The organism is Rhizocola hellebori (assembly GCF_016862955.1).
Classification (GTDB): Bacteria; Actinomycetota; Actinomycetes; order Mycobacteriales; family Micromonosporaceae; genus Rhizocola; species Rhizocola hellebori.
In genome coordinates this window covers 33,295-55,260 of record NZ_BONY01000053.1, presented here as the reverse complement: position 1 = coordinate 55,260, position 21,966 = coordinate 33,295, and the positions used below count along the sequence as shown (strand labels likewise).

The window sequence follows — 21,966 nt, the reverse complement described above, 5'->3', positions numbered from 1 at the left end:
TGGCGGCCAATGGATACTATGACGCTTCGGGCCGGCATTGGGGGCTGGTGTGGCGGTGCCAAATAGCAACACTTACTACTTCTTCCTCAGCTATGCCCGGGATATGGCGGGGGAAGATGTCGAACAGCTCTTCAAGGATCTGTCCAAAGAGGTGTGTGATCGGGCAGGGCTGCCCCCGGGCTCTGAGGTTGGTTTCCTTGACAGGCGCAGCATTGAGTGGGGCTCGAGCTGGCCACGCAAACTGGTCACCGCGCTGAGTGAATGCCACACTTTCATCGCGCTCTGCACCCCCCGCTACTTTCGCAGTGAGGCCTGCGGAAAGGAGTGGTGGGTCTTCGAGGAGCGGCTCAAACGCTATGAGCAGGAGCGTGGTTCGCCCAACGTTCCGGTGTTGATCCCGCTGCTGTGGTTGCCGACCAGGGTGATGCCCGATCGGGCCAGAAGTCGGCAATACGACAACAGCAGGCTCGATCCGGCTTACCAGCAGGATGGTCTGCGCCAGCTGATCCGGTTGCGACAGTTGCGCGACGCCTACATTCAGGCGATTTCACTGCTTGCGCAACATATCGTCGATCAGTCGCAGACTCACGAGCTGCCCAAGCCGACCGGGCAGATGGAGTTCCACAGCATTCCCAGCGCGTTCGCCGATCCCGATGTCGCCACTGCCGTCCGCGCGGGCGCCGATGCGATCCCGGCGACTTCGCGCTACGTGCACTTCGTCGTGGCGGCGCCAAGCAAGCAAGAGGTTTCCCAGTCGAAGATTCGTGAGGACCTCACCTTCTATGGCGAGACCCGCCCGGAGTGGGCACCGTACAGGCCCAAGACCGACCCGCCTCCGGCCGACTCCGCGCTCTACAAGGCGATCGCGGAATCGGCGCGCACGGTTGCCAGCGAGCAGAGCTTTGAGTGCGGCATCGCGAGCATCGACGATCTTGATCAGCGCATCGAGCTGGCGAAGCAAAACAATCAGCTTGTGGTGTTTCTGGTCGACGCCTGGGCCACCATGCTCACCGATCATCGCCGGGCGCTGGTGGAGTGCGACTCCATGGCCGCCGAGGAGCACGAAGCCCCCACCCCGGCCGTGATGGTGCCCAGCAGCAGCGACGACGAGGAGACGCGGCGGCATTGGCAGCGACTGTCCAATGAGTTGCGCAAGGTCTTCGTCAACCGTTACGCCCACGGCGACGATCGCATGTTTCGCACGAGCGTGTTGAGCTTGGATGCATTTGAGGCCGACCTGCGGGTGGCACTCAAGGTGGCGCAAAACAGAATGTATGTTTTGGGTACCCCTCGAAATGACGTTCCGGACACTACCGGTCTGCAGCCGATGCTCGACCTGCCCGAGTCAGGACCCGACCACATGGGCTAACCGCCCCGAAAGACTTCCAATCGAAAGGACCCACGCGATGGAACCGACGAGAGGCGCGTCAGCGGGTCAGCGCAGCGGCGGCCGGATCGTGACCTTCTACTCCTACAAGGGTGGCACCGGGCGCACGATGGCTCTGGCCAACGTCGCCTGGATCCTTGCCAGCAACGGCAAAAGGGTGCTGGCGGTGGACTGGGACCTGGAGTCGCCCGGGCTTCAGCGCTACCTGCATCCGTTCCTCGTCGACAAGCAGTTGCGTTCGTCCACCGGTGTGATCGATTTGGTTCGTGACTATGCCGACGCCACGCTGGAACGGCATTCCGACGACAGAAACCCGAATTGGTTTACCGACTATGCGCGCGTGTCGCGGCACGCCTTCTCGCTGACCTATGATTTTCCAGCGCCGGGCGGGCTCGACTTCCTGCCCGCCGGACAGCAGGGTCCCGGCTACGGCGACGCGGTGAACACCTTCGACTGGGGCAACTTTTACACCCGGCTCGGCGGTGGCGCATTCCTCAGCGCGCTGCGCGACGATTTGCGCAACCGCTACGACTACGTGCTCATCGACAGCCGCACCGGGCTTTCCGACATCGCCGGGATCTGCACGGTGACATTGCCCGACATCGTGGTGGACTGCTTCACGTTCAGCACCCAGAGCATCGAGGGCGCCGCGGTGGTGGCCCAGTCGATCGAGGCGCAGCGCACCAATGAAAAGATCAGGATTTTGCCGGTACCGATGCGAGTCGAAGACGGCGAGCTGCTGAAGCTGGAGGCGGGCCGGGATTTTGCCCGCATGCGGTTCGATCGATTCCTGAGTGGGCTGAGCCCCGAAGCTCTGAACCACTACTGGGGCGACATCGAGATCCCGTACAAAAAATTCTATGCCTATGAGGAGATCCTGGCACCCTTCGGCGACCGGCCGCACCAGGAGTATTCGCTGCTCAAGGCCTATGAGCGATTGGCTGACGTGATTACCAACGGCGCGGTGACCTCCCTGCAGCCGATGGATGAGCGGACCCGCCGCCGGCTGCTGGCCGAATACGAGCGTCCAAAGCAGACACTGCCCGGGCATGTCCTGATCGGCTATGCGTCGGTGGATCGGGTCTGGGCGGAATGGATCAGGTCGGTCGTGCCCGCGGCCAACCGGGTCACCATGGTCGAAGTGGAACGTGCGGACACCGAGGAGTTCGCCCGCGGGCTGGGCACGGCCAGCCGGGCGCTCATGCTCCTTTCCCACGAATACATGCGAACAGAACGCGGAACGGCCATGTGGGAGCTGGCCGTGCACCGCGACCCGGGCGAGAGCGGGCCGTTCCTGATCCCGGTCCGGCTTGACAATGTGCGGCTGCCCGCCCAGTTCCCCGAGCGCGGCATCGTCGAGCTGGGCGATGCGAGCACCGAGAACCGCGCCCGCGACATGCTGCTGACCGCTTTGGACCTGTCCTCGAGCATGCCGGGTGATGCGCAGATCATCGAGGGCGCGCCCCGGTTCCCCAAGACTCCGGTGCCCATCTCCAACCTGCCCCAGCGCAACGCGATCTTCACCGGCCGCTCGGCGGCGCTGGAGTTGTTGCGCGAAGAGCTCTCCGGCAACCTGACCGTGGTGGTGCAGGCGCTGGCCGGAATGGGCGGCGTCGGCAAGACACAGGTCGCGCTCGAATATGCCTACCGCTTCGCCCCCTACTACGAAGTGATCTGGTGGATCTCGGCCGAGCAGCCGGGCCTTGTCCGCTCGGGTCTGGCTGGCCTGGCCGAGCGACTCGCCCTGCCCGCCGGGGAAAGCGTGGAGGAGAACGTCGCGGCGGTGCTCGAAGCGCTGCGCAGCGGTGACCCTTACGGCCGATGGCTGCTGGTCTTCGACAACGCGGGCGATCCGAGTGAGATCCAGAATTACATCCCCTCCGGATCCGGCCATGTTCTGGTCACCTCGCGCGACCAGGCTTGGGCGCAGCAGCCGGCGGCGAGCATGCTCCCCCTGGACGTGTTCCAGCGCGACGAGAGCATCGCCTTGCTGCGCAAGAAGCTGCCCAACTCGCCTGAGTCCGATTTGGACCTCGTCGCGGACAATCTGGGTGACCTTCCGCTCGCCATCGAGCAGGCCGGCGCCTGGCTCGCGGCGACCGGCATGGCGGTGAGCCAATACCTCACCCTCCTCGACACCGAGCTGCCCCGGATCCTCGAAGAGCACCTGCCGCTGGGCTACCACCAGTCGGCCGCGAAGACCTGGACGGTCTCCCTGCAGCGGCTCAAGCGTGAAACGCCCGCAGCGGCAAAGCTTTTGGAGATCTGCGCTTTCTTCTCACCCGAGCCGATCCCGATGTCCCTGGTGATCGGGGAGAAGTCCAAGCGGTTCATCGAGGCGCTGCTCCACTTCGACCCGTTGCTGCGCGACCCGATCCTGCGCGGTCACATGATCCGCGAAATCGGCCGGTTCGCCTTGGCCCGCATAGATTCGGCCGGGCCGACCATCCAGCTGCACCGGCTGGTCCAGGCGGTGATCCGGGCCACGCTGCCGCCGGATGAGGCATTCGAGAACCAGCGCATCGTGCAGGAGGTGCTCGCGGCGGCCAACCCGGGCGAGCCCGACGACAGCCGGAACTGGCCGGCCTATCGCGAGATCCGGGTGCACCTGCCGCTATCGGGAGCGCTCGGCTCGACCAACCGCGATGTGCGCCAGCTGATCCTCGACCTCACCCGCTTCCTCTACAAGATCAGTGACTACACCGCATCGGCGGAGCTGGCCGAGGAAGCGGTCGCGCAGTGGGAGGCCGAGCCCGACGGCGTGGCCGACGTGCAGACCCTGCAGCTGCGCTTCCACCTTGCCAACTCGCTGCGGGCCCAGGCGCGCTATGAAGAAGCGCTGAGGATCGATGAGCAGGTGCACACCAGGCTGCGCGATCAGCTCGGGGTGCGCCACCCGCACACGATTCTCGCGCTGAGCAGTCTGGCCGCCGACCAGCGGGCGCTCGGTAACTACCTGCAAGCACGCGAGCTGCAGCAGGAAACACTCGACCTGTGCACGCAGGAGCTTGGCGATCTGAACGAGCGCACGCTCATGGCGGCGAACAACCTTGCCGTCTCGCTGCGCCTGGTCGGTGACTTCGAGGCGGCCCGCCGGCTGGACGAGGAGACGCTGGAGAAGCGGCGTCAGGTGCTCCCCGAGGGAAACTCCTACATTCTGTTCTCTGCCAACAACCTCGGGCGCGACCTGCGCGAGCTCGGCGACTACGAAGGTGCGCGGCGGCGGCTGGAGGAGACGCTCATCGAGTACCGCCGTATCTTCGGCGAGAGCTACACCGAGACGCAGCGCACGGCCAGGAACCTGGCCATCGCGCTGCGAAAGCTGGGCCGGTTCCGCGATGCCCTCGAGCTGAACGTCAGCACCCTGGCCGCGCTCACCGAGCTCCAGGGGGCCCGGCATCCCGAAACCCTTGCCTGCGCCTGCAACCTGGCCGCCGACTACTCCGCGCTGGGCGACAACGAAAAGGCCCATCAGACCGGCACCGACGTCTACCGGCGCTACCGGCAGGCGCTCGGCGAGAACCACCCCTTCACCCTGGGCGCGGCCAACAACCTGGCCATCTTCGCGCTCAAGCTGGGCCGCATCGAGGAGGCGGTAACGCTTTCGGAGCAAGCGGTGGTAGGGCTCAAGAACCTGCTCGGCCCGCTGCACCCCTACACGCTGCTGTCGACGATCAACATGGCCAACAACGAGTTCGAAAGAGGGAACTACGAGCTGGCCCGAACGCTCGACGCGGAGACCTTCCGCCAGATGCGCCGGGTGCTGACCGAGGACCACCCGGATACCATTGCCGTGCAACACAATCTGGCCGTCAGCGCGCGGGCGGTGGGCGATGAGGCGGAGGCGCAGCTCTACGGCGACGACGCGCTAAGCCGGGTGACCCGCGTTCTGGGTGCCGAGCATCCGAACACCCTGGCCGTCATGGCGGGCAACAGGCTCAACTGCGACTTCGACCCGCCTTCGCCCTAAGCTCCGCCGTCACCCGTGGCGCGAGCCATCCGGCGACCGCCACGGGGTCGGCCAGGGTCTCTCGGGTGATCTCGCGGACCAGTTCGGGCCGCTCGATCAGAGCGGTCGCCGCGTCGGCGGCCGAGGAGATGGTGTGCCGGCCCAGCGCGGGCAGTCCGGCCGGCCGGCCGGAGTCGCTGCGGCCCAGGCGCCGCAGGCTCAGCGCCAGGCCGGCCCAGGTGTGCTCGGTGGCGCCACCTTCGCCTGGGCGGCCGGGGCGGTCGCGGGTGATCCGATCGCGATAGCTGGCTGATGCGGCGCGGTAGTCGCCTCGTACATAGGCGATATCGGCGCTGGTGGGCTGGGGCAGGCCCGGGATGGCCGGGCTTGGTGCGGCGTCGGCCACCGACGGGTTGGTCAGAGCCTCGCGCAGCAGGATGGCCAGCGGCGTCGGCTTGGCCGCACCCGCGGGACAACCAGCTTCCACAGCCACGGCCGGCAGCCGCGGGCACGGCGCACCGGCCCGGAAAAGCGCCGCCATCCTGCGAACGATTTCCTGGTCGGTCTTGCGGTTGGCCAGCCGCCAGGTCACCGCCGCGGAATCGGCGAGGTCTTCCGCGACCGCGCCGGCTTCCTCCTCGCCGAGGTCGCCTTCCCATTCGGCGAGCGACTCTTGGACCCCACCGACAAAACGCAAACCGGCCTCGGTCAGCTCTCCCGACTCGGCCAACGTGACGGCGGCCCGGGAGGTTTGCGCGTGCCAGTAAGCGAATTCGATTCGCGCGTGACGGGTGTGGACGGCGGGGGCCGTGTGCTGCCTCGTCCGCCAGTAGTCGCAAACACCAAGATGGGCATAGGTTCCCTGGAGGAGTGCGGGCACCGGCCTCGGATCGGCGCGCCACGGCGCCCAGTGAATGGCCGGCCCGGCGTCGGCGTGCAGCCGCACCATGTCAAGCAGCGCACCGAGTTTCATGTGCTGGAACTCATGAATCAGCAACAGCGCCAGATTGTCGGGATCGTCGGTGACGCAGACGCCGATCGCGCCGAAGGCGAGCCGCGACGCCGCGCTCACGTCCACCCCTTGCAGCGGCACCAGGGTGGTCAGGCTTCCTTGCATCGCCTCGGCGTGACGCGGATAGTGGGCCTGGATATGTTGCCAGGCAAGGCTGATCGCCGCTTGGAAGCTGCCCATTGTCGGGTTCGTGAGGCGCGGCTCCACGCTCCAGCCGAAGCAGTCCCGATAGGGGTCCAGGTCGTCCACGCCGAAGGGCGCCTCGGTCTGCGCCGGGCTCCTCAGCGCGTACCAGCCGGGAACGTCTGCGGTGAAAGGGCTAGGAACTTCGACTATCGTTTCGCGCCCGGCCACGACCAGCGCGGCGGAGGTGCCGTTGATGACGGCCTGGGTAGCGGCCAGGCCGTGCGCCGCCCCCAACCCCGGGAAGGCCACCGCGCCCGAGATCGTCCTGATGCTGATCCGGAACGGCAGCTGCGCCCGCGCCGCGGCCGCCGCGGCCAGGCCGGTCAGATAACCGGTGTCGCCGGGCTCCTGGCGAAGCCAGCCGGAAGCCCAAACACCAAGCATGGGATGGCGCAACGCCGCCTCGGCGATCTTCGGTGCGGTCACCGCGACCCGCCCGAGCAACTTGAGCCCATCGTGGGCCGTCGGCGCCGCCTCCGCGACGGCCCGTAGCAGCAGCCGCCTGCGGCTGGCCTGGCCCGCGCGGAGCAGGGCGAGACACTCGGCGTCGCCGTAGCCGGAGGCGAGGGCGGCGAAGTGGGCAGCACCCAGGCTGTGGGTCAGGGTTGGCATGGCTGCAGATCCCGCAGCACCCGGGCGCGAACGTGTCCGATCAGGACAGTCAGGTCGGGGCAGTAGACAGAGGGGTTGCTGAATCCGTTGTCAGGGCTGAAGCGATGCGCGTAATGCCCGCCACCGCAAACCTTGACCAGGGGGCATTGGCGGCATTGGGGGCCAAGGTTGGCAAGGCCGCCAAGACGCGCCCTTAATCCGGGGTGCTCCAGGGCATCGTCGAAGGAGTGGGTGGTCAGGTGCATGCCGGTTGCCGCCTGGCCGACGCCGACGGTCTTGAGAACATCGCCCTGTTCAATCGAGCCGTCCGTCTCCACGGTCAGCAGATCTACCGGCTCCAGCCCGAGTGATTCGCTTCCGCTCGGTCCACCCATCAGCAGCGACAGTATCGAGTCGAAAATCCGAACGCTGGGTCGGGCTGCGGTCGGCGTGGTGTAGTACTCATCGAAGGCGGCGATAAGCCAATCCCCATAGGGGGTGTCCTGGCCACCGGGGCTGCGCCCAGGCGGAGGAGTCTCCCAGTTGCCATGGGGCAGAAGGAAATCTATCCGTGGCGGGGCGAAGCCGGCGAGCTCCCGATAGGTCTGCACGGGGTCGTTGCGCAGATCGATGGTGGCGAGAATGCCGCTGTACACCGATGGTTCCTTGCGCAGAGTCTCGAGCGCGGCCGCCACGCCGTCGAAGCTGCCGCGGCCGTCGGCGAACCGGCGGTGCCGGTCGTTGTCGGCCCGCCCGCCGTCCAGGCTCACCCCGACCCGGAATCCGTGCTTTCGGAAGAGCGCCAAGAACTCCTCATTGAGCAGGAGGCCGTTGGTCTGCAGCCCGAAAGCCACCCGAGTCGACTGCGGCGCCTGCATGCGGATCGTCGTCGCCAGGTAGTCCAGCACCGCGACTCCGGCAAGCAACGGCTCTCCGCCGTGCACAATGACCTGAACCTCGGCCAGCTCGTGAAGCAGCGCGTGCTCCGCGATCCGTTTGGCGGCAAGGTCTATCGTCTCGCGAGACATGCACCTTGGCTGGGTCAGCCAGGTCTGGTCGGCGAATGTGTAGATGTAGCAGTAGGTGCACGACAAGTTGCACCGGCTGTGCACCTTAAGGAGCACCTGCCGGATGGCGGGCCGTGCGGGCATCAGATGAAGTTGTTGAAGGCCGATATCGCCCTGGCCGGGTCGGCCGCATTGTCCGCCAGCAACCGCCGCAAGGCTTCGGTCAGGGCGGTGTCTTGCGAAATGAGCACCTCGCCAAGGGACAGGTTATCCACCTTGATGAGGTAACCGTCGATGTCCGGCTCCGTAGTCTCCACGGGAACCACTCACTCTCTAAGTACGTATGCTGGGCACACCATAAACCACTAGATTGATTACTTGCTTCGACACTCAGCTCGGGGTGCGGTGGCGATTTTTCATGAACCAGCCCTCCGCATAGGACACCGCGTCGCGAACGGACGCTAGTCGAGCGGTGGCGGAACCTACGGTGCCGACACTGACCGACCGGTCGTTCTCGAAATCGTTGCCCAGCGCGGCAAAGTCACCAGCATTAAGATCGATATCTTGGTACTCGACCCACCTTCGCTGGCCGCGCTTGCGCACCACGCACCGGTTGGTGCGAGTCACCTGGCCGGGAAGGTTGTACTCGGCGAGGTGAAATGCCGTGCACCGATCGAACCCGACCCCCAGCAACAGGAATCGAGCATCGGCGCGATAGAGGGCACCGAGGGGTGACTCGTGCCCGAGCTGACAGCTCAGCTCGTGGGTGGCGAGCAGCTTCTCCGCGGCAGGGCCAATGCCGGCGAACGAGGTTTGCGGGTGGCGGCTGCGGATCGCTCCGGGCCACGTGCGCACCTGTTCGGCGATCAGCCCCATCGCCAGCGCGGGGCTGCGCTTCGGGTCGAACGGAAGGATGTGGTCACGGATCTCGTCCCACATGGATTCCGGAACCCGAGGATTCTCCCACCGCGACGGATCGCGGTTATCCGGTGTCTGGGCCGGAACTATGAGGCACCCTTCACGACCGAGCACATCCGTGAGGGCGAGCACCACTCCGGTCGCTCCGCCGCAAACCCAGCCCAGGGATCGCAATGACGCGTGCACCAGCACCGTGTCGCCGGCGTTGAGCCCAAGCCGACGGAAGTCGCGAGCAAGCGAGGCCCTCGAAGCCATCGACTCGGTCGGCAACGGTGCGGTCACCGGCCACACTCTAGACCAGAACATTGATCAAGTGTCAGCGCGGCTTGCACCATCAGGCCAGATTCTCCTGACCTCGATGCCCGCGGCTTGGGCCGCGCTCACCACCTCGGCGGTGCCGCCCTGCCCCCCGGCGGGCTGGCCGTCCCACACCGCGATCAGCCTTTGGCAACGCCGCACGAGCTCTTCATTTGCCGCCTGGTACGCGATCGGCTGAGACTCGGTAAAAGGCATGTATGAGACGGACGAAGCCTTGGCCAGCAGTCGATCGAAGTCTGATCGGTTGTCTTCGGCGATGACCGCGTCGCGGTAGTCTCTCGCTGGGAGGACGACCTCGAAAGTGCCCCCGGCTTCCAAAACGGCTTCGGCGAAGAGCTGGTCGGCGCCGGCCGCCAAACAGGTCACGCCGTGCACGGCCGGGCCCGGCTCCCTTCGGATCTCTTCGCGCAGGGCCTCCATGATGAGCAGCTGGCTGTCCTTGGAGAGCCGCGTGTGGCCGGTGATTCCGATGGCGGTCACACCTCACATGCTAGCCGCCCGGCCCGGATCGGGCCGCAATGTCACCTAACTGTGCAAAGTGGACGTGACAAACTTGGTTACCGTTGAGCGCCACGGGTCTGGGCTGTCGAGATGGACGTCGTGGCCGGCCCCCGGGATCTCGACCGCGGACACTATCGGGTGTTTTCGCATTCGCTCGTACTCGGCGGTAGCCATCTCGCTATTGCCGCCCTTGACCACCAGGGTCGGGCAGGTTACCGCCGCGAATTCGGCCCATCGGGGCTCGACCATCGCCGCGAGCGTGGCGACCATGACGTCGCGCTCGAAGCGCGGGTGCCAGCCGTCGCCGCGCTGGTCCAGGCCGCCGGCCCAGGCCTGGCCGACCAGCCCGCCACCGAGGAACTCAGCGGCGGCCGCCAGGTCCGGGAAGGGTACCGGCCAGCCGGCCAGCCAGCCGTCCACGGATTTCACCGAGTCCTCGCCCACCCCCTGCGGGCTGGACTCCGCCACGATGAGCCGCGTGACCAGCTCGGGGTGACCGGCCGCGGTCAGAAAGCCGGTGTGGCCGCCCATCGACTGGCCGATGACGACCGCGGGGCCGATCGTATGAAGTGCCGCTGTCGTGTCCGCGACGTGCGCCTCCCGCGAGACGTCGGCCGGTCTGGTTTCACTGTCGCCGTGACCGCGCGGATCCAAGGCATAGACGTGAAAGTTCGATCGGAGAAAGGCGATCGTGGCCGCCCATTCGCCCGCGTAGCCGCACAGCCCCGGCAGCAGCAGGACAGGTTCGCCTGCGCCGCCGAAGTCGTGCAGGGCGAGCCGGGTCCCGTCGGAGGAGCGAAGATCGGTCATAGGGGCCGAGGGTATTAGCGCAGCGTGGACCCGGCGATGGTGGGGTTGCGCGCGCCGAGGAAGCGGTCGTTGCTCACGAAGAAGACCGCCCCGCCGCTGCCTCCACCCGGGGGAGCCGGGCCGGGCCGGGTTCGCGCCCTTGCCGATGGCCGAGTTGTGGGTCATGACACTGTTGAGGACGACCCAGGGAACACCGATGGTGCCGAGTGCGCCGCCGTTGGAACAGATGCCGCCCTGGCCCGCCGAACCACCGAAGGCGCTGTTAACTATATAGACAGGCTTGCCCGCGTAGAGAATCCGGCGGTCGCCGCCTCCGAGGTGCAGCTGTCAGCGGTCCCGGTGCCGATGACTTGGGTAGGTTTCGAGGTGTCCTCCGCCTTCGCCTCCGCCGGAATCTCCGCACCCCCAGCCGGATTCCCTATAGCAAATGCCGGCGCACCGGGAGAGCTGCCCGCGCCCCCGGCGGATCTGCCGCAGTTCCACAGCCAGCCATCGCACCGACGTCCGCCGTAGGCCGGGCCTGGCGCAGCTGTGGCGGCCAGGCATCCTTGCGCGCCAACGGCTTTGCCTGCGCTAGGCCTGCCATCCCGTGGCTGCGGCGTGGCCGCGGATGATGCGATATCGACGGGGATTTTTCCCCGGCAACGTTGGCTCAAGGTGCGGCGGGGTAGACGGTGTAACGGCGGCCTAGCGGGCTGCGCCAAACGAATACCCCCGGCCTGACCTGGACCAGTAGCCACCAGCCCTCGTGCTTGGCTCGGTGGTGGTATCGGCAGAGGACACCCAGGTTGCTGGCGATGGTGAGCCCGCCTAGGTGGTAGGCGATGGTGTGGTCGATGTCGGCGTGGGTGGCGGGGCGGCGGCAGCCTGGGGCGCGGCAGGTGCGGTCCCTGGCGCGCACGTGCCGCGCCAGTGCTTCGGTTGGGTGGCGTCGGGTGGCGTGGCGGCGGGTGGTGTTGGTGGATGTGCCGCTGGTCGTGTGGTCGCGCCGGGTAGTGCTGTCGGGGTGGGGGCGGTGGCGGGTGGTGCCGGTGAAGATGTCGCCGGTGGCTGGGTCGCGGATGGTGAATGTCCATGGCGACTGGCGTTGTTGTTGGGCGACTTGGCGGGCGATGTCGGCGATGACCGGGCCGTAGCCGCTGAGGTGGCCGGGGTTGTCGGCTAGCCGGGCCAGCATTTCCAGGTCGCCGGTCAGCTCCACTCCACCGGAACCTGTGCCGCCGGTGGTGTTGCCTAGCAACAGGTTGAGGAAGGTGTCAGCGCGTAGCTGGTCGAGGCTGCGTGGGTCTCCGGCCTTCTTGATGGCACGGGCGAGGGCGGTGAGCCGATTGCTTGCGGCTAGAGCATCCTCGGCGGGCAGGTTCAGGCCCAGCAGGTTGGCGCAGCCGTCCTCGGTGGGCTGCAACTCGACGCGCCGCTGCCGGACCTGGGCGAGCCGGCGTTTGGCTGCGGCCTCAGGGTCGGCTTGGATGACAAGTTTGGCCAGCCGGGCGCGTAGCTCGCCGGTGGTCAAACCCGGTGCCAGGGGAAGGATCTGGGCCACGATGGCACGGGCCAGGGTGAGGTCGAGGATGCTGACACCGTCGACGATCACCCGCGCTTTGGCCAGGTCCACATCACCGGCGGTCATCGCCGTGTGCACTGCCGGGAGACGGCGCACGATGTTTTGGGCCAGTTCCAGCTGAATGTCGGCGGATCGTGGAGTGCAGACCAGCGCGCAGGAGATCTCGAACCCCGCGAACTCGGCCACCGGGGTGGCGTCGGCCACCGCGACCGCTTCGGTGTAGAAAGCCGCATACGCCTGCGAGATCGCACGCGCCCTGGCGATCAAACGCTCGACAACCCCCGCATCGAACATGTCATAAGGCTATCCAGACCCACCGACAATTTCCGATTCATGGATCTTGCGGATACCGGGCGGCGCGCGGCAAGCGCGACGTGGCAGGCAGGGCGGTGCCAGTAAGGGCGCGGTAGCGCAGGTGTGGCGGACAGGGGTGGCGCCTGGCATGGGTGTGGCAGGTGTGGGCGCGGGCAGGGGTGGTGCTGGCGTGGGACGGAGGTGGGAGGGGCAAAGGGGTGGGCAAACGGGTGCGATGTGAGAAAAAGCGTTGGGAGCATAGGCCTTCGGTGCCGCACGGGAGCTGCCGATGGCTCGCCGCCGGGACTGGACATACCCGCGAAGAGTGGTGGTGCCCGAGAGAAATTGAGGGTGACCTGGCGCCTGCGGGTCGGCGGCGGAGCCGCTGGAGGGTGACCACGCACGGGCGTGGCGTTGCCGCCGGGAGATACGGCGCGGGACCACGGCGTAGCGGCGCAGGGAAGGGTTTAAGCGCGCAGGTAGGTGAGGACGGCGAGCACCCGGCGGTGTTGGTCGCCGTCATCGGCGTGCAGGCCCAGTTTGGCGAAGATGCTGCGGATGTGTTTTTCCACTGCGCCGTCACTGATGACCATCTCGCGCCCGATGGCCGGATTGGACTTGCCCTGGGCCATCAGGGCGAGCACTTCGCGTTCCCGGGGGGTGAGTGAGGCCAGTGGGTCGTTTTGCCGGCGGCGAATCATCAGCTGTGCCACCACCTGCGGGTCGAAGACGGTGCCGCCGGCGGCGACGGTGCGCAGGCTGGTGAGGAAGTCTTCGACGTCGATGACACGGTCTTTGAGGAGGTACCCGACGGCGCCACGGGCGTCGGCGAGAAGATCGTCGGCATAGGAGACCTCCACGTACTGGGACAGGATCAGCATCGGGGATCCGGGGAGGAGTCTGCGCACCTCCACGGCGGCCCGCAGGCCTTCGTCGGTAAAGGTTGGCGGCATCCGGACGTCCACAATGGACACATCGGGGCGGTGGGTGGTGACGGCCTCGATGAGACCGTCACCGGTGTCGACCGCCGCCACCACCTGGCTGCCGAACTCCTCCAGCAACCGGATCAAACCCTCCCGCAGGAGCACGGCGTCCTCGGCGACCACTATGCGCACGGCACTTCAGCTCCGATCACGGTCGGCCCTCCGGGCGGTGACTGCACGGCAAGCTCGCCGTCGACGGCGCGCAGGCGGTCGGTCAGGCCGGCTAGGCCGTGTCCCTTGGCGACGTGGGCGCCGCCGACTCCATCATCGCCGATGATCAGAGTCAGCCGGTCGCCCACCCGGCGCAGGCTGATCGTGCAGAGCTGAGCCTGGCTGTGCTTGGCGGCGTTGGCCAGGGACTCGGCGGCCACGAAGTAGATGGTGTTCTCGACCGCGGCCGGGAAGCGTTCCTCGGTCTGGATTTCGAGCTGAACCGGGATGGTGCAACGGCTCGCCAGGGCGGCCAGCGCGGGGGCGATGCCGCGGTCGGTGAGGATGGGTGGGGCGATGCCGCGGGAGAGGGTGCGCAACTCGTCGAGGGTCTCCCGGGTTTGGGTGATCGCCTGGGCCAGAGTGTTCTCCGCGGCCTGCGGGTCCTTGGACATCTGGCGCTGGGCTCGGGACAGCTCCATGGCCAGGTGTACCAGCCGCTGCTGGGGCCCATCGTGAATGTCTCTTTCAATCTTGCGAAGCGCGGTGGCCTCGGCCGAGACGGCAGCAGCTCTTCCCTCGGTCAGATCGTCTATCCGGTCGTGCATTTCGGCCAGGGTGGTGAGCAGCGCACGGCCGATGCCGGCTCTCATGAGAACGACCAGGCGCACCATCATGGGCAGGGTGAGCGCGAAAACGAGTCCCACCGCCATGTTGAAGACGGTGTTGACGAACAGCGTGTCCGGGAAACCAAGCAGCTCAGGCAGTTCCTGGTTGTCCTCGGGTGGGATGCGTTGCAGGATCCAGCCGTAGAGGGGGTAGAGAAGACCGAACGCGGCCACGGCCCACCAGGTCACGGTGATGACGAAAGCGAGGATCGCGAAGGGGAAGACGATGATGCCGTGCAGCAGGTCGAGCCAGGTTTGGCCGTTGGTGAGGGGGTTGAGCAGCCGGCGGATCTGACCGGCGTCGGGGGGAGCGGGGCGGTAGCGGGGCCGGGCGACGGGGCGGCCAAGGACCTCGGGGAGCAGGTAGCGCTCGAGATCGGCGAAGCCGCGGGCGATGAGCAGGGTCACCGCGAGCACGAGCAGGCCGACACCGAAGAGGGGGATCAGGCCCATTCCGGCCGCGAACCCGGTGACCAGGAGGACGAAGGCGATCGTGGCGGTGGGGAAGCCGATCAGCGCATAGCGGCTGTCGACGCCGACCCGGTGCAGCACACTTCTCATGACCTTGACGCTACGGGTCGGCGAGCCCCGCATCGATCCGGCCAACTGGCAGGTTCGGGGTAGGGCCAGCCCTACCCCCGATGAGTCAAAATTATTGACATGCGGCGTTGACAATTTCGCTCGGCGATCGTAATTTTCTTCATCACAGGGTCACGATGAAGGGAATTGTTGTGCAGGGTGTGATCGGGCGAATGCGGATGGAGCTGCCCACGCTGCCGGATGCCCTGCAGCGGGTGGCCGAGCAGATCCTGGAAGATCCCGGGCTGGCGGCTCAGGCGTCCATTGTGGACCTGGCCGAACGCTCCGGGACCTCCACGGCGACCGTCACCCGCTTCTGCCGCGTACTGGGCTTCCGTGGCTATGCCGCGCTGCGTGTCGCGATCGCGACCGAGAGCGGACGGGCCGCCCAAGCGCGGTGGGAGACCGACATCGATCGGGAGATCGAGCCGGGCGATCCGCTGGACCGGGTGCTCGGGGTGATCGCCAGCGCCGACGCGCGGGCCATCCAGGAGACCGCGGCCCGCCTCGACGTCGAACAGGTGGCCCGGGTCGCCGACGCGATAGCGCAGGCCAACCGGGTCGAGCTCTTCGGCCTGGGCAGCAGCGGCACGGCCGCCCGCGAGATGGCCTTCCGGCTGGAACGCATCCGGGTGCCCTGCTGGCATCGCGAGGACTCGCACAAAGCCCTCACCAACGCGGCACTGCTCGGGCCGGGCGATGTCGCGATTGGACTGTCGCACAGCGGGCGCACCCGCGAGGTCATCGAGGTGCTCGCGGAAGCGGCGGAACAGGGTGCGCTGACCGTCGCGGTGACCTCCTTCGAGAAGTCGCCGCTGGCCGAGGCGGCCGACGTGGTGCTGACCACGGCGGTGCACGAGACCACCTTCCGGCTCGCCGCGCTTTCCGCCCTGCACAGCCAGTTGGTCGCACTCGACCTCATCTATGTCGCGGTGGCTCAGCGCACCTACGAGCGCACCACCGAGGCCTTCGAAATCACCGCCCGCGCCGTGCAGGCCCATCGCCTGCACGACGAGCCAACGTCCCACAGAGCCAAGAGGAAACAAGCATGAGCTACCTGGAGATGATCAGCGAGCTGGTTCGGAAGGTGGGGCAGGATCAGGCCGACAACGTAGGTCTCGCCGCCGATGCCATCACCGCGAGCCTGCGCAACGGGGGCGTGGTCCAGGCTTTCGGCAGCGGCCACTCCGAGGCGCTCGCGATGGAGATCGCGGGCCGGGCCGGTGGGCTCGTGCCGACCAACCGGATCGCGTTGCGCGACATCGTCCTGTACGGCGGCGAGCCGCGCGAAGTGCTCGAAGACCAGCTCCTGGAGCGGCGCACCGAGGTGGCGCACCGGCTCTACGAGCTGGCGCCGGTGCGGCCCGAGGACGTCTTCGTGCTGGCCTCCAACTCCGGCATCAACGGGCTCGTCGTCGAGCTGGCCCTGCTCATCAAGGAACGCGGGCATGACCTGATCGCGGTCACCTCCCTGGAACACACGGCCCGGTCCCAGCCTCGCCACCCCAGCGGAAAGCGGCTGTCGGAAATCGCCGATGTGGTGCTCGACAACGGTGCCCCCTATGGGGATGTGTTGCTGCCCAACCAGACCGGGGCCGTCTCATCGGTCACCGCCGCGGTGCTGGCGCAGCTGGTCGTCACCGAGGTGGTAGCGCGGCTGGAGGCGGACGGTGTCACGCCGCCCATCTACCTATCCGCCAACATCGCTGGCGGATATGAGCACAACCTGCAATTGGAAGCGCGGTACGCCGGGCGCATCCGGCGTACCGCATAGATCAAGACCCCCCTCACTGAAAGAGGCTTGACCTGTGAACCCTACTAGAAGGGTCCTCTTAGCCGGAGCCGCCGCGGCCACCCTTTCGGGTTGCGCCACGGCCGGATCATCCGACGACACCACCAACAAAGGCAACACCAGTGCCGAGAACCCCCTCGGCGTGCCGGCCGAAACGCCGCTCGAAGTCGTCATCTTCAAGGGCGGATACGGCGACGCCTATGCCATCGACGCCCAGAACCGATACAAGCAGAAGTATCCGAAAGCTGCGGTCGACCAGAAAGGCATCCAGCGGGTGGGGGAGGTGCTGCAGCCGCGATTTGTCGCCGACTCCCCGCCGGACGTGGTCGACAACAGCGGCGCCGGCCGCCTCGACCTGGCCACGCTGGTCTCCTCCGGCAAACTCAAAGACCTCAAGGAGCTGCTCGACGCGCCCAGCCTGGACGACCCGTCGAAGAAGGTGCGCGACACGCTCATGCCGGGCGTCGTCGACGAGGGCACCTTCGACGGAAAAACGGTGATCCTCAACTACTCCTCCGTTTTGTGGGGAGTCTGGTATTCGAAATCGCTGTTCGCCAAGCACGGCTGGACCTTCCCGAAGACGTGGGCCGAGATGCTCACGCTCAACGAGGAGATCAAGAAGGCGGGCATCGCGCCATGGACGTGGCAGGGCAAGTATCCGGAATACATGAACGACCCGCTGGTTTCCCTGGCCGCGAAGGCGGGCGGATTCGACCTCGTCAAGTCGATCGACAACCTTGAACCCAATGCGTGGAAGAGCCCGGCGATGCTGGCCGCCGCCGACGCGATCTACCAGCTTGCCGCGCGCGGCCACATCATGGCCGGGTCCGAGGCGCTGTCGCACACCGAGGCACAGAACGCTTGGTGCAAGGGGCAGGCCGCGTTCATCCCGTGCGGGTCGTGGCTGGAAGGCGAGCAGCAACAGGTCACGCCGGCCGGGTTCGACATGGTGATGGGCACCGTTCCCGCGCTCACGGGTTCCGACAAACTCCCGAACGGCGCGGTTATGGCCGCCTCGAGTGAGTCTTTCTTGGTACCCGCCAAGGCAAAAAACGTTCAAGGCGGCTTGGAGTTCCTCCGGATCCTGTTCTCCAAGCAGGTAGCGCGGGGCTTTGCGGAAAGCGCGAAGGCCCTGCCGGTGGTCAACGGCGCGACCGACGGCCTGACCCTGCCCAGCGGGCTGTCCAGTGTGGCGCAGGCCGTGAAAGCGGCCGGCCCCAACGTGTTCAGCTACCGCTTCCGCACCTGGTACGCGCCCCTGTCAAAGGCGGTCGACGACGCGACCGGCGAGCTGCTCACCAAGCGGGTCAACCCGGAGCAGTGGGCGGACAGGGTGCAGAAGGCAGCGGACGCGGTGGCCAAGGACACCTCGATCGCCAAGCACACGCGGTGATCTGATGCGGCACGGCAAGTACAGGTTTCTGGTGGGGGCGATGGCCGCGCCGCTGGCGCTCTACGCCATCTTCGTCATCTCGCCGTATGTGCAGGCGTTCTATCTGGCGTTCACCGACTGGAACGGCATCTCCAACGAGGCGAACCCGGTGGGACTGGCCAACTTCACCAAGCTGTGGAGCGACCCGCTGTTCCTGGCGGCCTTGCGCAACAACGGTCTGCTGCTCCTTGTCGTGCCGCTGGCCACCATCGTTTTAGCGTTATTCTTCTCGGCCGCGACCCGGGGCACGCGGGTCTACCGGGTGGTCTATTTCTTCCCGCAGCTGCTCAGTGTCGCCATCATCGCGGTGCTCTGGCAGTTCGTCTACACGCCAAACAGCGGCCTGCTCAACGGTTTCCTCAACGCGGTCGGTTTGTCGTCGTGGAAGCAGAGCTGGCTGGCCGAGCCCGATCTGGCGCTGTGGTGCGTGATGGCGGCGATGATCTGGTCGGCCGTCGGTTTCTATGTCGTGTTGTTTTCAGCGGCGATGGAGTCGATCCCGGTGGAGCTGATGGAGGCGGCGCTCATCGACGGCGCCTCCAGCGGCGCGATCTTCCGGCGCATCACGCTCCCGCTCATCTTCGAAAGCGTCCAGGTGGCCTTCATCTACCTGGGAATCGCCGCGCTGGACGGCTTCGCCCTGGTTCAGATCATGACGGTGGGCCCGGGCGGGCCCGACAACAGCACCGAGGTGATGGGCCTCGGCTTGTGGCGCAACGCTTTCACCTACGGCAAGTTCGGATACGCGAGCGCGATGGGGGTGGCCATGTTCCTGCTGACGCTTTCGCTGGCCGCGCTGCTGTTGCGGGCGACCCGGCGGGAACAGGTGGAACTGGCATGAAGAAACATTTCGTGCTGACGATCTGGGCGGCCGTGGTCACGTTGCCCTTGGTCTGGGCGGTGGTGTCCTCGTTCAAGACCGATGCGGAGATCTTCGACAGCCCATGGTCGCTGCCCGCGTCGCCGCAGTGGAACAACTGGTCCCGTGCCTGGAGCCAGGCGTCGATCGGCAAATATCTGTTCAATACGGTAATTGTGGTCGGGCTCGCCCTGGTGCTGACCATGCTGCTGGGCTCGCTGATGGCCTATTGCCTTGCCCGGTACGAGTTCCCGGGCAATAGAACGATCTACTACACGCTGGTGGCGGGGATGCTGTTCCCGGTCTTCCTGGCGCTGGTCCCGCTGTTCTTCGTGGTGGACAACCTGGGCATGCTCGGCACCTACCACGGGCTGATCCTGGTCTATGCCGCGTATGCGCTGCCGTTCACCGTCTTCTTCCTGCACGCGTTCTTCCGTTCGCTGCCCACGGCCGTGGCCGAGGCCGCCTTCCTGGACGGCGCTTCCCACGCCGGGGTCTTCTTCCGCGTCATGTTGCCGATGGCGCGTCCCGGCCTGGTCAGCGTGGGCATCTTCAACCTTCTCGGGTTGTGGAACCAGTACCTGCTCCCGCTGGTTCTCAACCCCGATCCGGACCGTTACGTCCTGGCCCAAGGGCTTGCTGCGCTCGCGGTGAGCCAGGGCTATCGCAGTGACTGGAGTGGCCTGTTCGCCGGGCTGGTCATCGCGATCCTGCCGGTTCTGATCGGTTACGTGCTGTTCCAAAGACAGATCCGGGCCGGCCTGACCGCCGGCGCGGTGAAGTAAGCGGGGGAAAACACGGGAGCGGCGCCGGTGGCTAGACCGGCGCCGCCACAACCGCACCATGGCCCCTTCATCGGAAAGGAGCACAACATGTCGAAACGACGAGCTGCGGTTGCAGCGAGCGTAGCGACTCTGACCGCTCTCGCAGCTGGCACTGTGGCCGCTGTTCTTGGCGGATCAGCCACGGCGGCCCTGCCCACCTGTGCAGCACTGTTCGACGATTTCTCCTATAGCGGGCCCGCCGACCCGCTGATCAGCCAGCGCGGCTGGTCCGTGCGGACCAACTCGGGCGGCCCGGGCGTGCCCGGCGCCTCCTGGCCCGCGTCTAACGTTTCATTCCCGACCGTGGACGGCGCGAAGTCGTTGCAGCTTCAGGCTTCCACCGACGGGACCGGTGGCGGCACCAGCCAGGCGGAGTTCTTGCACCAGCGCAAGTTCTTCGAGGGCACCTACGCCGCCCGGGTGAAGTTCGCCGATGTGCCGGTCACCGGGACCGATGGCGATCACCTGGTGGAAACGTTCTTCACCATCACCCCGCTCAATGCGCCGATGGACCCGGACTACGGCGAGATCGATTTTGAGTACCTGCCGAACGGCGGGTGGGGCGAGCCGTCGAACATCTTCTACGAGACCACTTGGGAGACCTACCGTCCCGATCCGTGGGAGGCCGTGAACACCCACGGCGAGCAGCGGCAGTCCTTCGCGGGCTGGCATGACCTGATGTTCACCGTTTCCGCCGGGCATGTTAAATACTTCATCGATGGCGCACAGGTGGCCGATCACAGCGGCATCTACTACCCGGAAACCCCCATGTCGATTAACTTCAATCTCTGGTTCATTGACACGGCGGCCCACTCCGGCGGGACGGCGACCTACCGGCAACAGGTGGACTACCTGTACCACACGGTCAACGAGGCGCTCACCCCGGCGCAGGTTTCTTCGCGGGTCAACGGTTATCGCGCCGCCGGCGTCACCCACACCGACACCGTCGGCACGGGCGGCGGCACCTGTCCCACCTCGACCCCGACCGCTTCCCAGTCGTCCTCACCGTCGCCGTCCCCCTCGGTTTCGCCGACGCCCAGCTCGACCGGTGGCACCAGCTGTGCCAACGCGCCGTTCTGGAACATCAGCACCGTCTATCTCGGCGGGGCTCGCGTGAAGCACCAGCGCAGCGCGAACGGCGTTCCCGGCGGCCCGCCCTCCGGCGATGGCGTGCACCTGTGGCGCGCCCGCTGGTGGACCCAGGGCTCCGAACCCGGCTGGACAGGGCAATGGGAAGACCTGGGTAAGTGCTAGTTCTCGGAATCGATGTCGGTGGCACAGCGTCTCGGGCGCTGGTCACCACCCTCGATGGCACCCGCGTCGGCTTCGGCCGCGCGGGTGCCGCGAACCCTGTCTCCGTCCCGATTCCGAAGGCCGTAGCGCAGTTGCGCGCCGCCTGCGCCGCAGCTCTGTCCGAAGTGGACAGCTCCCGAATCGTCTCGGTCGTCATCGGCATGGCCGGCTCCAGCCGGCTCGCCGACCCCGCGGTCGCCGCCGCCTTCGACCTCGGCCTGCCCGTCGAGCCACACATCGTCGGCGATGTGGTCGTCGCCTTCGCCGCCGGCAGCACGTCCCTTGATGGCACAGTTCTTATCTCGGGTACGGGAGCAGTAGCCGCCCGAATAGCCAACGGCGCCCAGACCGAGGTCGCCGACGGCCTCGGCTGGCTCCTGGGCGATCTCGGCTCCGGCTTCTGGCTGGGCAGAGAAGCGGCCGCGCTGACCGCCCGCGCCCTTTACGCCGCGCCGTCTCACGGGTTGCTGGTGGAATCGGTTGCCCAGGCGGTCGGCAACACCGATCCCGACGAGTTCGTCATCGCCGTGCAGAGCCGCCCGCCACACGACCTCGCCCGCCTCGCTCCGCTCGTGCTCGACGCGGCCCGCCACGGCGATCCCGCCGCGGTCGCCCTCACCCAGGCGGCGGCCGGCCATCTCTGTGCCGCGGCCGAGCAGGTCCATCGCGGCGGCCCGATCGTCCTGTCCGGCAGTGTGCTGCGCCATTTCGACATGGTTCGCGAGTCGGTCTCACGCCGCCTGGCGACTCGATTTCCGCAGACCCAGATCGTGCTCGCCGAGCCGGGCGAGGTCGGCGCAGCAAGGCTCGCCGCTCGGCTGTCGATTGCCGGGCCATGATTACCATGGC

18 protein-coding genes are annotated in these 21,966 nt (G+C 66.8%); 9 read left to right on the top strand and 9 right to left on the bottom strand.

Features of this window, described 5'->3' with window-relative positions; translation table 11 throughout:
• Positions 1-49: 49 nt before the first annotated feature.
• On the top strand, positions 50-1,369 hold the full coding sequence (locus Rhe02_RS33470; protein WP_203912442.1) for a TIR-like protein FxsC: 1,320 nt from the start codon (positions 50-52) through the stop codon (positions 1,367-1,369).
• Positions 1,370-1,406: 37 nt separating this feature from the next.
• Positions 1,407-5,357, top strand: coding sequence for an FxSxx-COOH system tetratricopeptide repeat protein (gene fxsT, locus Rhe02_RS33465; protein ID WP_203912441.1), 3,951 nt, complete (start codon positions 1,407-1,409; stop codon positions 5,355-5,357).
• Here the strand turns inward: fxsT and Rhe02_RS33460 are convergent.
• The 9 genes from Rhe02_RS33460 to Rhe02_RS33420 form a co-directional block, all read right to left on the bottom strand.
• Positions 5,326-7,146, bottom strand: coding sequence for an aKG-HExxH-type peptide beta-hydroxylase (locus Rhe02_RS33460; RefSeq protein ID WP_203912440.1), 1,821 nt, complete (start codon positions 7,144-7,146; stop codon positions 5,326-5,328). The genes fxsT and Rhe02_RS33460 overlap by 32 nt on opposite strands.
• The gene (locus tag Rhe02_RS33455) at positions 7,134-8,276 is read right to left on the bottom strand and encodes an FxsB family cyclophane-forming radical SAM/SPASM peptide maturase (protein WP_203912439.1); all 1,143 of its coding nucleotides are present in this window, start codon (positions 8,274-8,276) and stop codon (positions 7,134-7,136) included. Before Rhe02_RS33455 ends, Rhe02_RS33460 begins: the two co-directional genes overlap by 13 nt.
• Entirely contained in the window at positions 8,276-8,449 is a 174-nt protein-coding gene (gene fxsA, locus Rhe02_RS33450) for an FxSxx-COOH cyclophane-containing RiPP peptide (protein WP_203912438.1), read from the bottom strand. Before fxsA ends, Rhe02_RS33455 begins: the two co-directional genes overlap by 1 nt.
• 73 nt (positions 8,450-8,522) lie before the next feature.
• Complete coding sequence (locus tag Rhe02_RS33445; RefSeq protein WP_239124220.1) at positions 8,523-9,332, bottom strand: AAC(3) family N-acetyltransferase; 810 nt, start codon at positions 9,330-9,332, stop codon at positions 8,523-8,525.
• 27 nt (positions 9,333-9,359) lie between these two features.
• A complete protein-coding gene (locus Rhe02_RS33440; protein ID WP_203912437.1) occupies positions 9,360-9,848 on the bottom strand; it encodes a hypothetical protein in 489 nt (162 codons plus the stop codon).
• 45 nt (positions 9,849-9,893) lie between these two features.
• Entirely contained in the window at positions 9,894-10,679 is a 786-nt protein-coding gene (locus Rhe02_RS33435; RefSeq protein WP_203912436.1) for an alpha/beta fold hydrolase, read from the bottom strand.
• Between the two features lie 652 nt (positions 10,680-11,331).
• Positions 11,332-12,537 (bottom strand): HNH endonuclease signature motif containing protein, encoded by a 1,206-nt coding sequence (locus Rhe02_RS33430; RefSeq protein WP_203912435.1) that lies wholly within the window; start codon positions 12,535-12,537, stop codon positions 11,332-11,334.
• Between the two features lie 467 nt (positions 12,538-13,004).
• On the bottom strand, positions 13,005-13,652 hold the full coding sequence (locus Rhe02_RS33425) for a LuxR C-terminal-related transcriptional regulator (RefSeq protein ID WP_203912434.1): 648 nt from the start codon (positions 13,650-13,652) through the stop codon (positions 13,005-13,007).
• A complete protein-coding gene (locus Rhe02_RS33420; RefSeq protein ID WP_239124219.1) occupies positions 13,643-14,899 on the bottom strand; it encodes a sensor histidine kinase in 1,257 nt (418 codons plus the stop codon). Before Rhe02_RS33420 ends, Rhe02_RS33425 begins: the two co-directional genes overlap by 10 nt.
• Before the next feature lie 155 nt (positions 14,900-15,054).
• Between Rhe02_RS33420 and Rhe02_RS33415 the strand changes: the two genes are divergently transcribed.
• The 7 genes from Rhe02_RS33415 to Rhe02_RS33385 all read left to right on the top strand — a co-directional run bounded on the left by Rhe02_RS33415 (position 15,055) and on the right by Rhe02_RS33385 (position 21,956).
• A complete protein-coding gene (locus Rhe02_RS33415) occupies positions 15,055-15,969 on the top strand; it encodes a MurR/RpiR family transcriptional regulator (protein ID WP_203912432.1) in 915 nt (304 codons plus the stop codon).
• A complete protein-coding gene (locus tag Rhe02_RS33410; protein WP_203912431.1) occupies positions 15,966-16,691 on the top strand; it encodes a sugar isomerase domain-containing protein in 726 nt (241 codons plus the stop codon). Before Rhe02_RS33415 ends, Rhe02_RS33410 begins: the two co-directional genes overlap by 4 nt.
• Before the next feature lie 34 nt (positions 16,692-16,725).
• On the top strand, positions 16,726-18,102 hold the full coding sequence (gene ngcE / locus Rhe02_RS33405) for an N-acetylglucosamine/diacetylchitobiose ABC transporter substrate-binding protein (RefSeq protein ID WP_203912430.1): 1,377 nt from the start codon (positions 16,726-16,728) through the stop codon (positions 18,100-18,102).
• A 4-nt stretch (positions 18,103-18,106) separates the two neighbouring features.
• Positions 18,107-18,982, top strand: a complete 876-nt coding sequence (locus Rhe02_RS33400; RefSeq protein WP_203912429.1) for a carbohydrate ABC transporter permease — start codon at positions 18,107-18,109, stop codon at positions 18,980-18,982.
• A complete protein-coding gene (locus Rhe02_RS33395) occupies positions 18,979-19,785 on the top strand; it encodes a carbohydrate ABC transporter permease (RefSeq protein WP_203912428.1) in 807 nt (268 codons plus the stop codon). Before Rhe02_RS33400 ends, Rhe02_RS33395 begins: the two co-directional genes overlap by 4 nt.
• Before the next feature lie 87 nt (positions 19,786-19,872).
• Entirely contained in the window at positions 19,873-21,078 is a 1,206-nt protein-coding gene (locus Rhe02_RS33390) for a family 16 glycosylhydrolase (RefSeq protein WP_203912427.1), read from the top strand.
• Positions 21,072-21,956 (top strand): N-acetylglucosamine kinase, encoded by an 885-nt coding sequence (locus Rhe02_RS33385; protein WP_203912426.1) that lies wholly within the window; start codon positions 21,072-21,074, stop codon positions 21,954-21,956. The genes Rhe02_RS33390 and Rhe02_RS33385 overlap by 7 nt, the downstream gene beginning before the upstream one ends.
• Positions 21,957-21,966 lie beyond the last annotated feature (10 nt).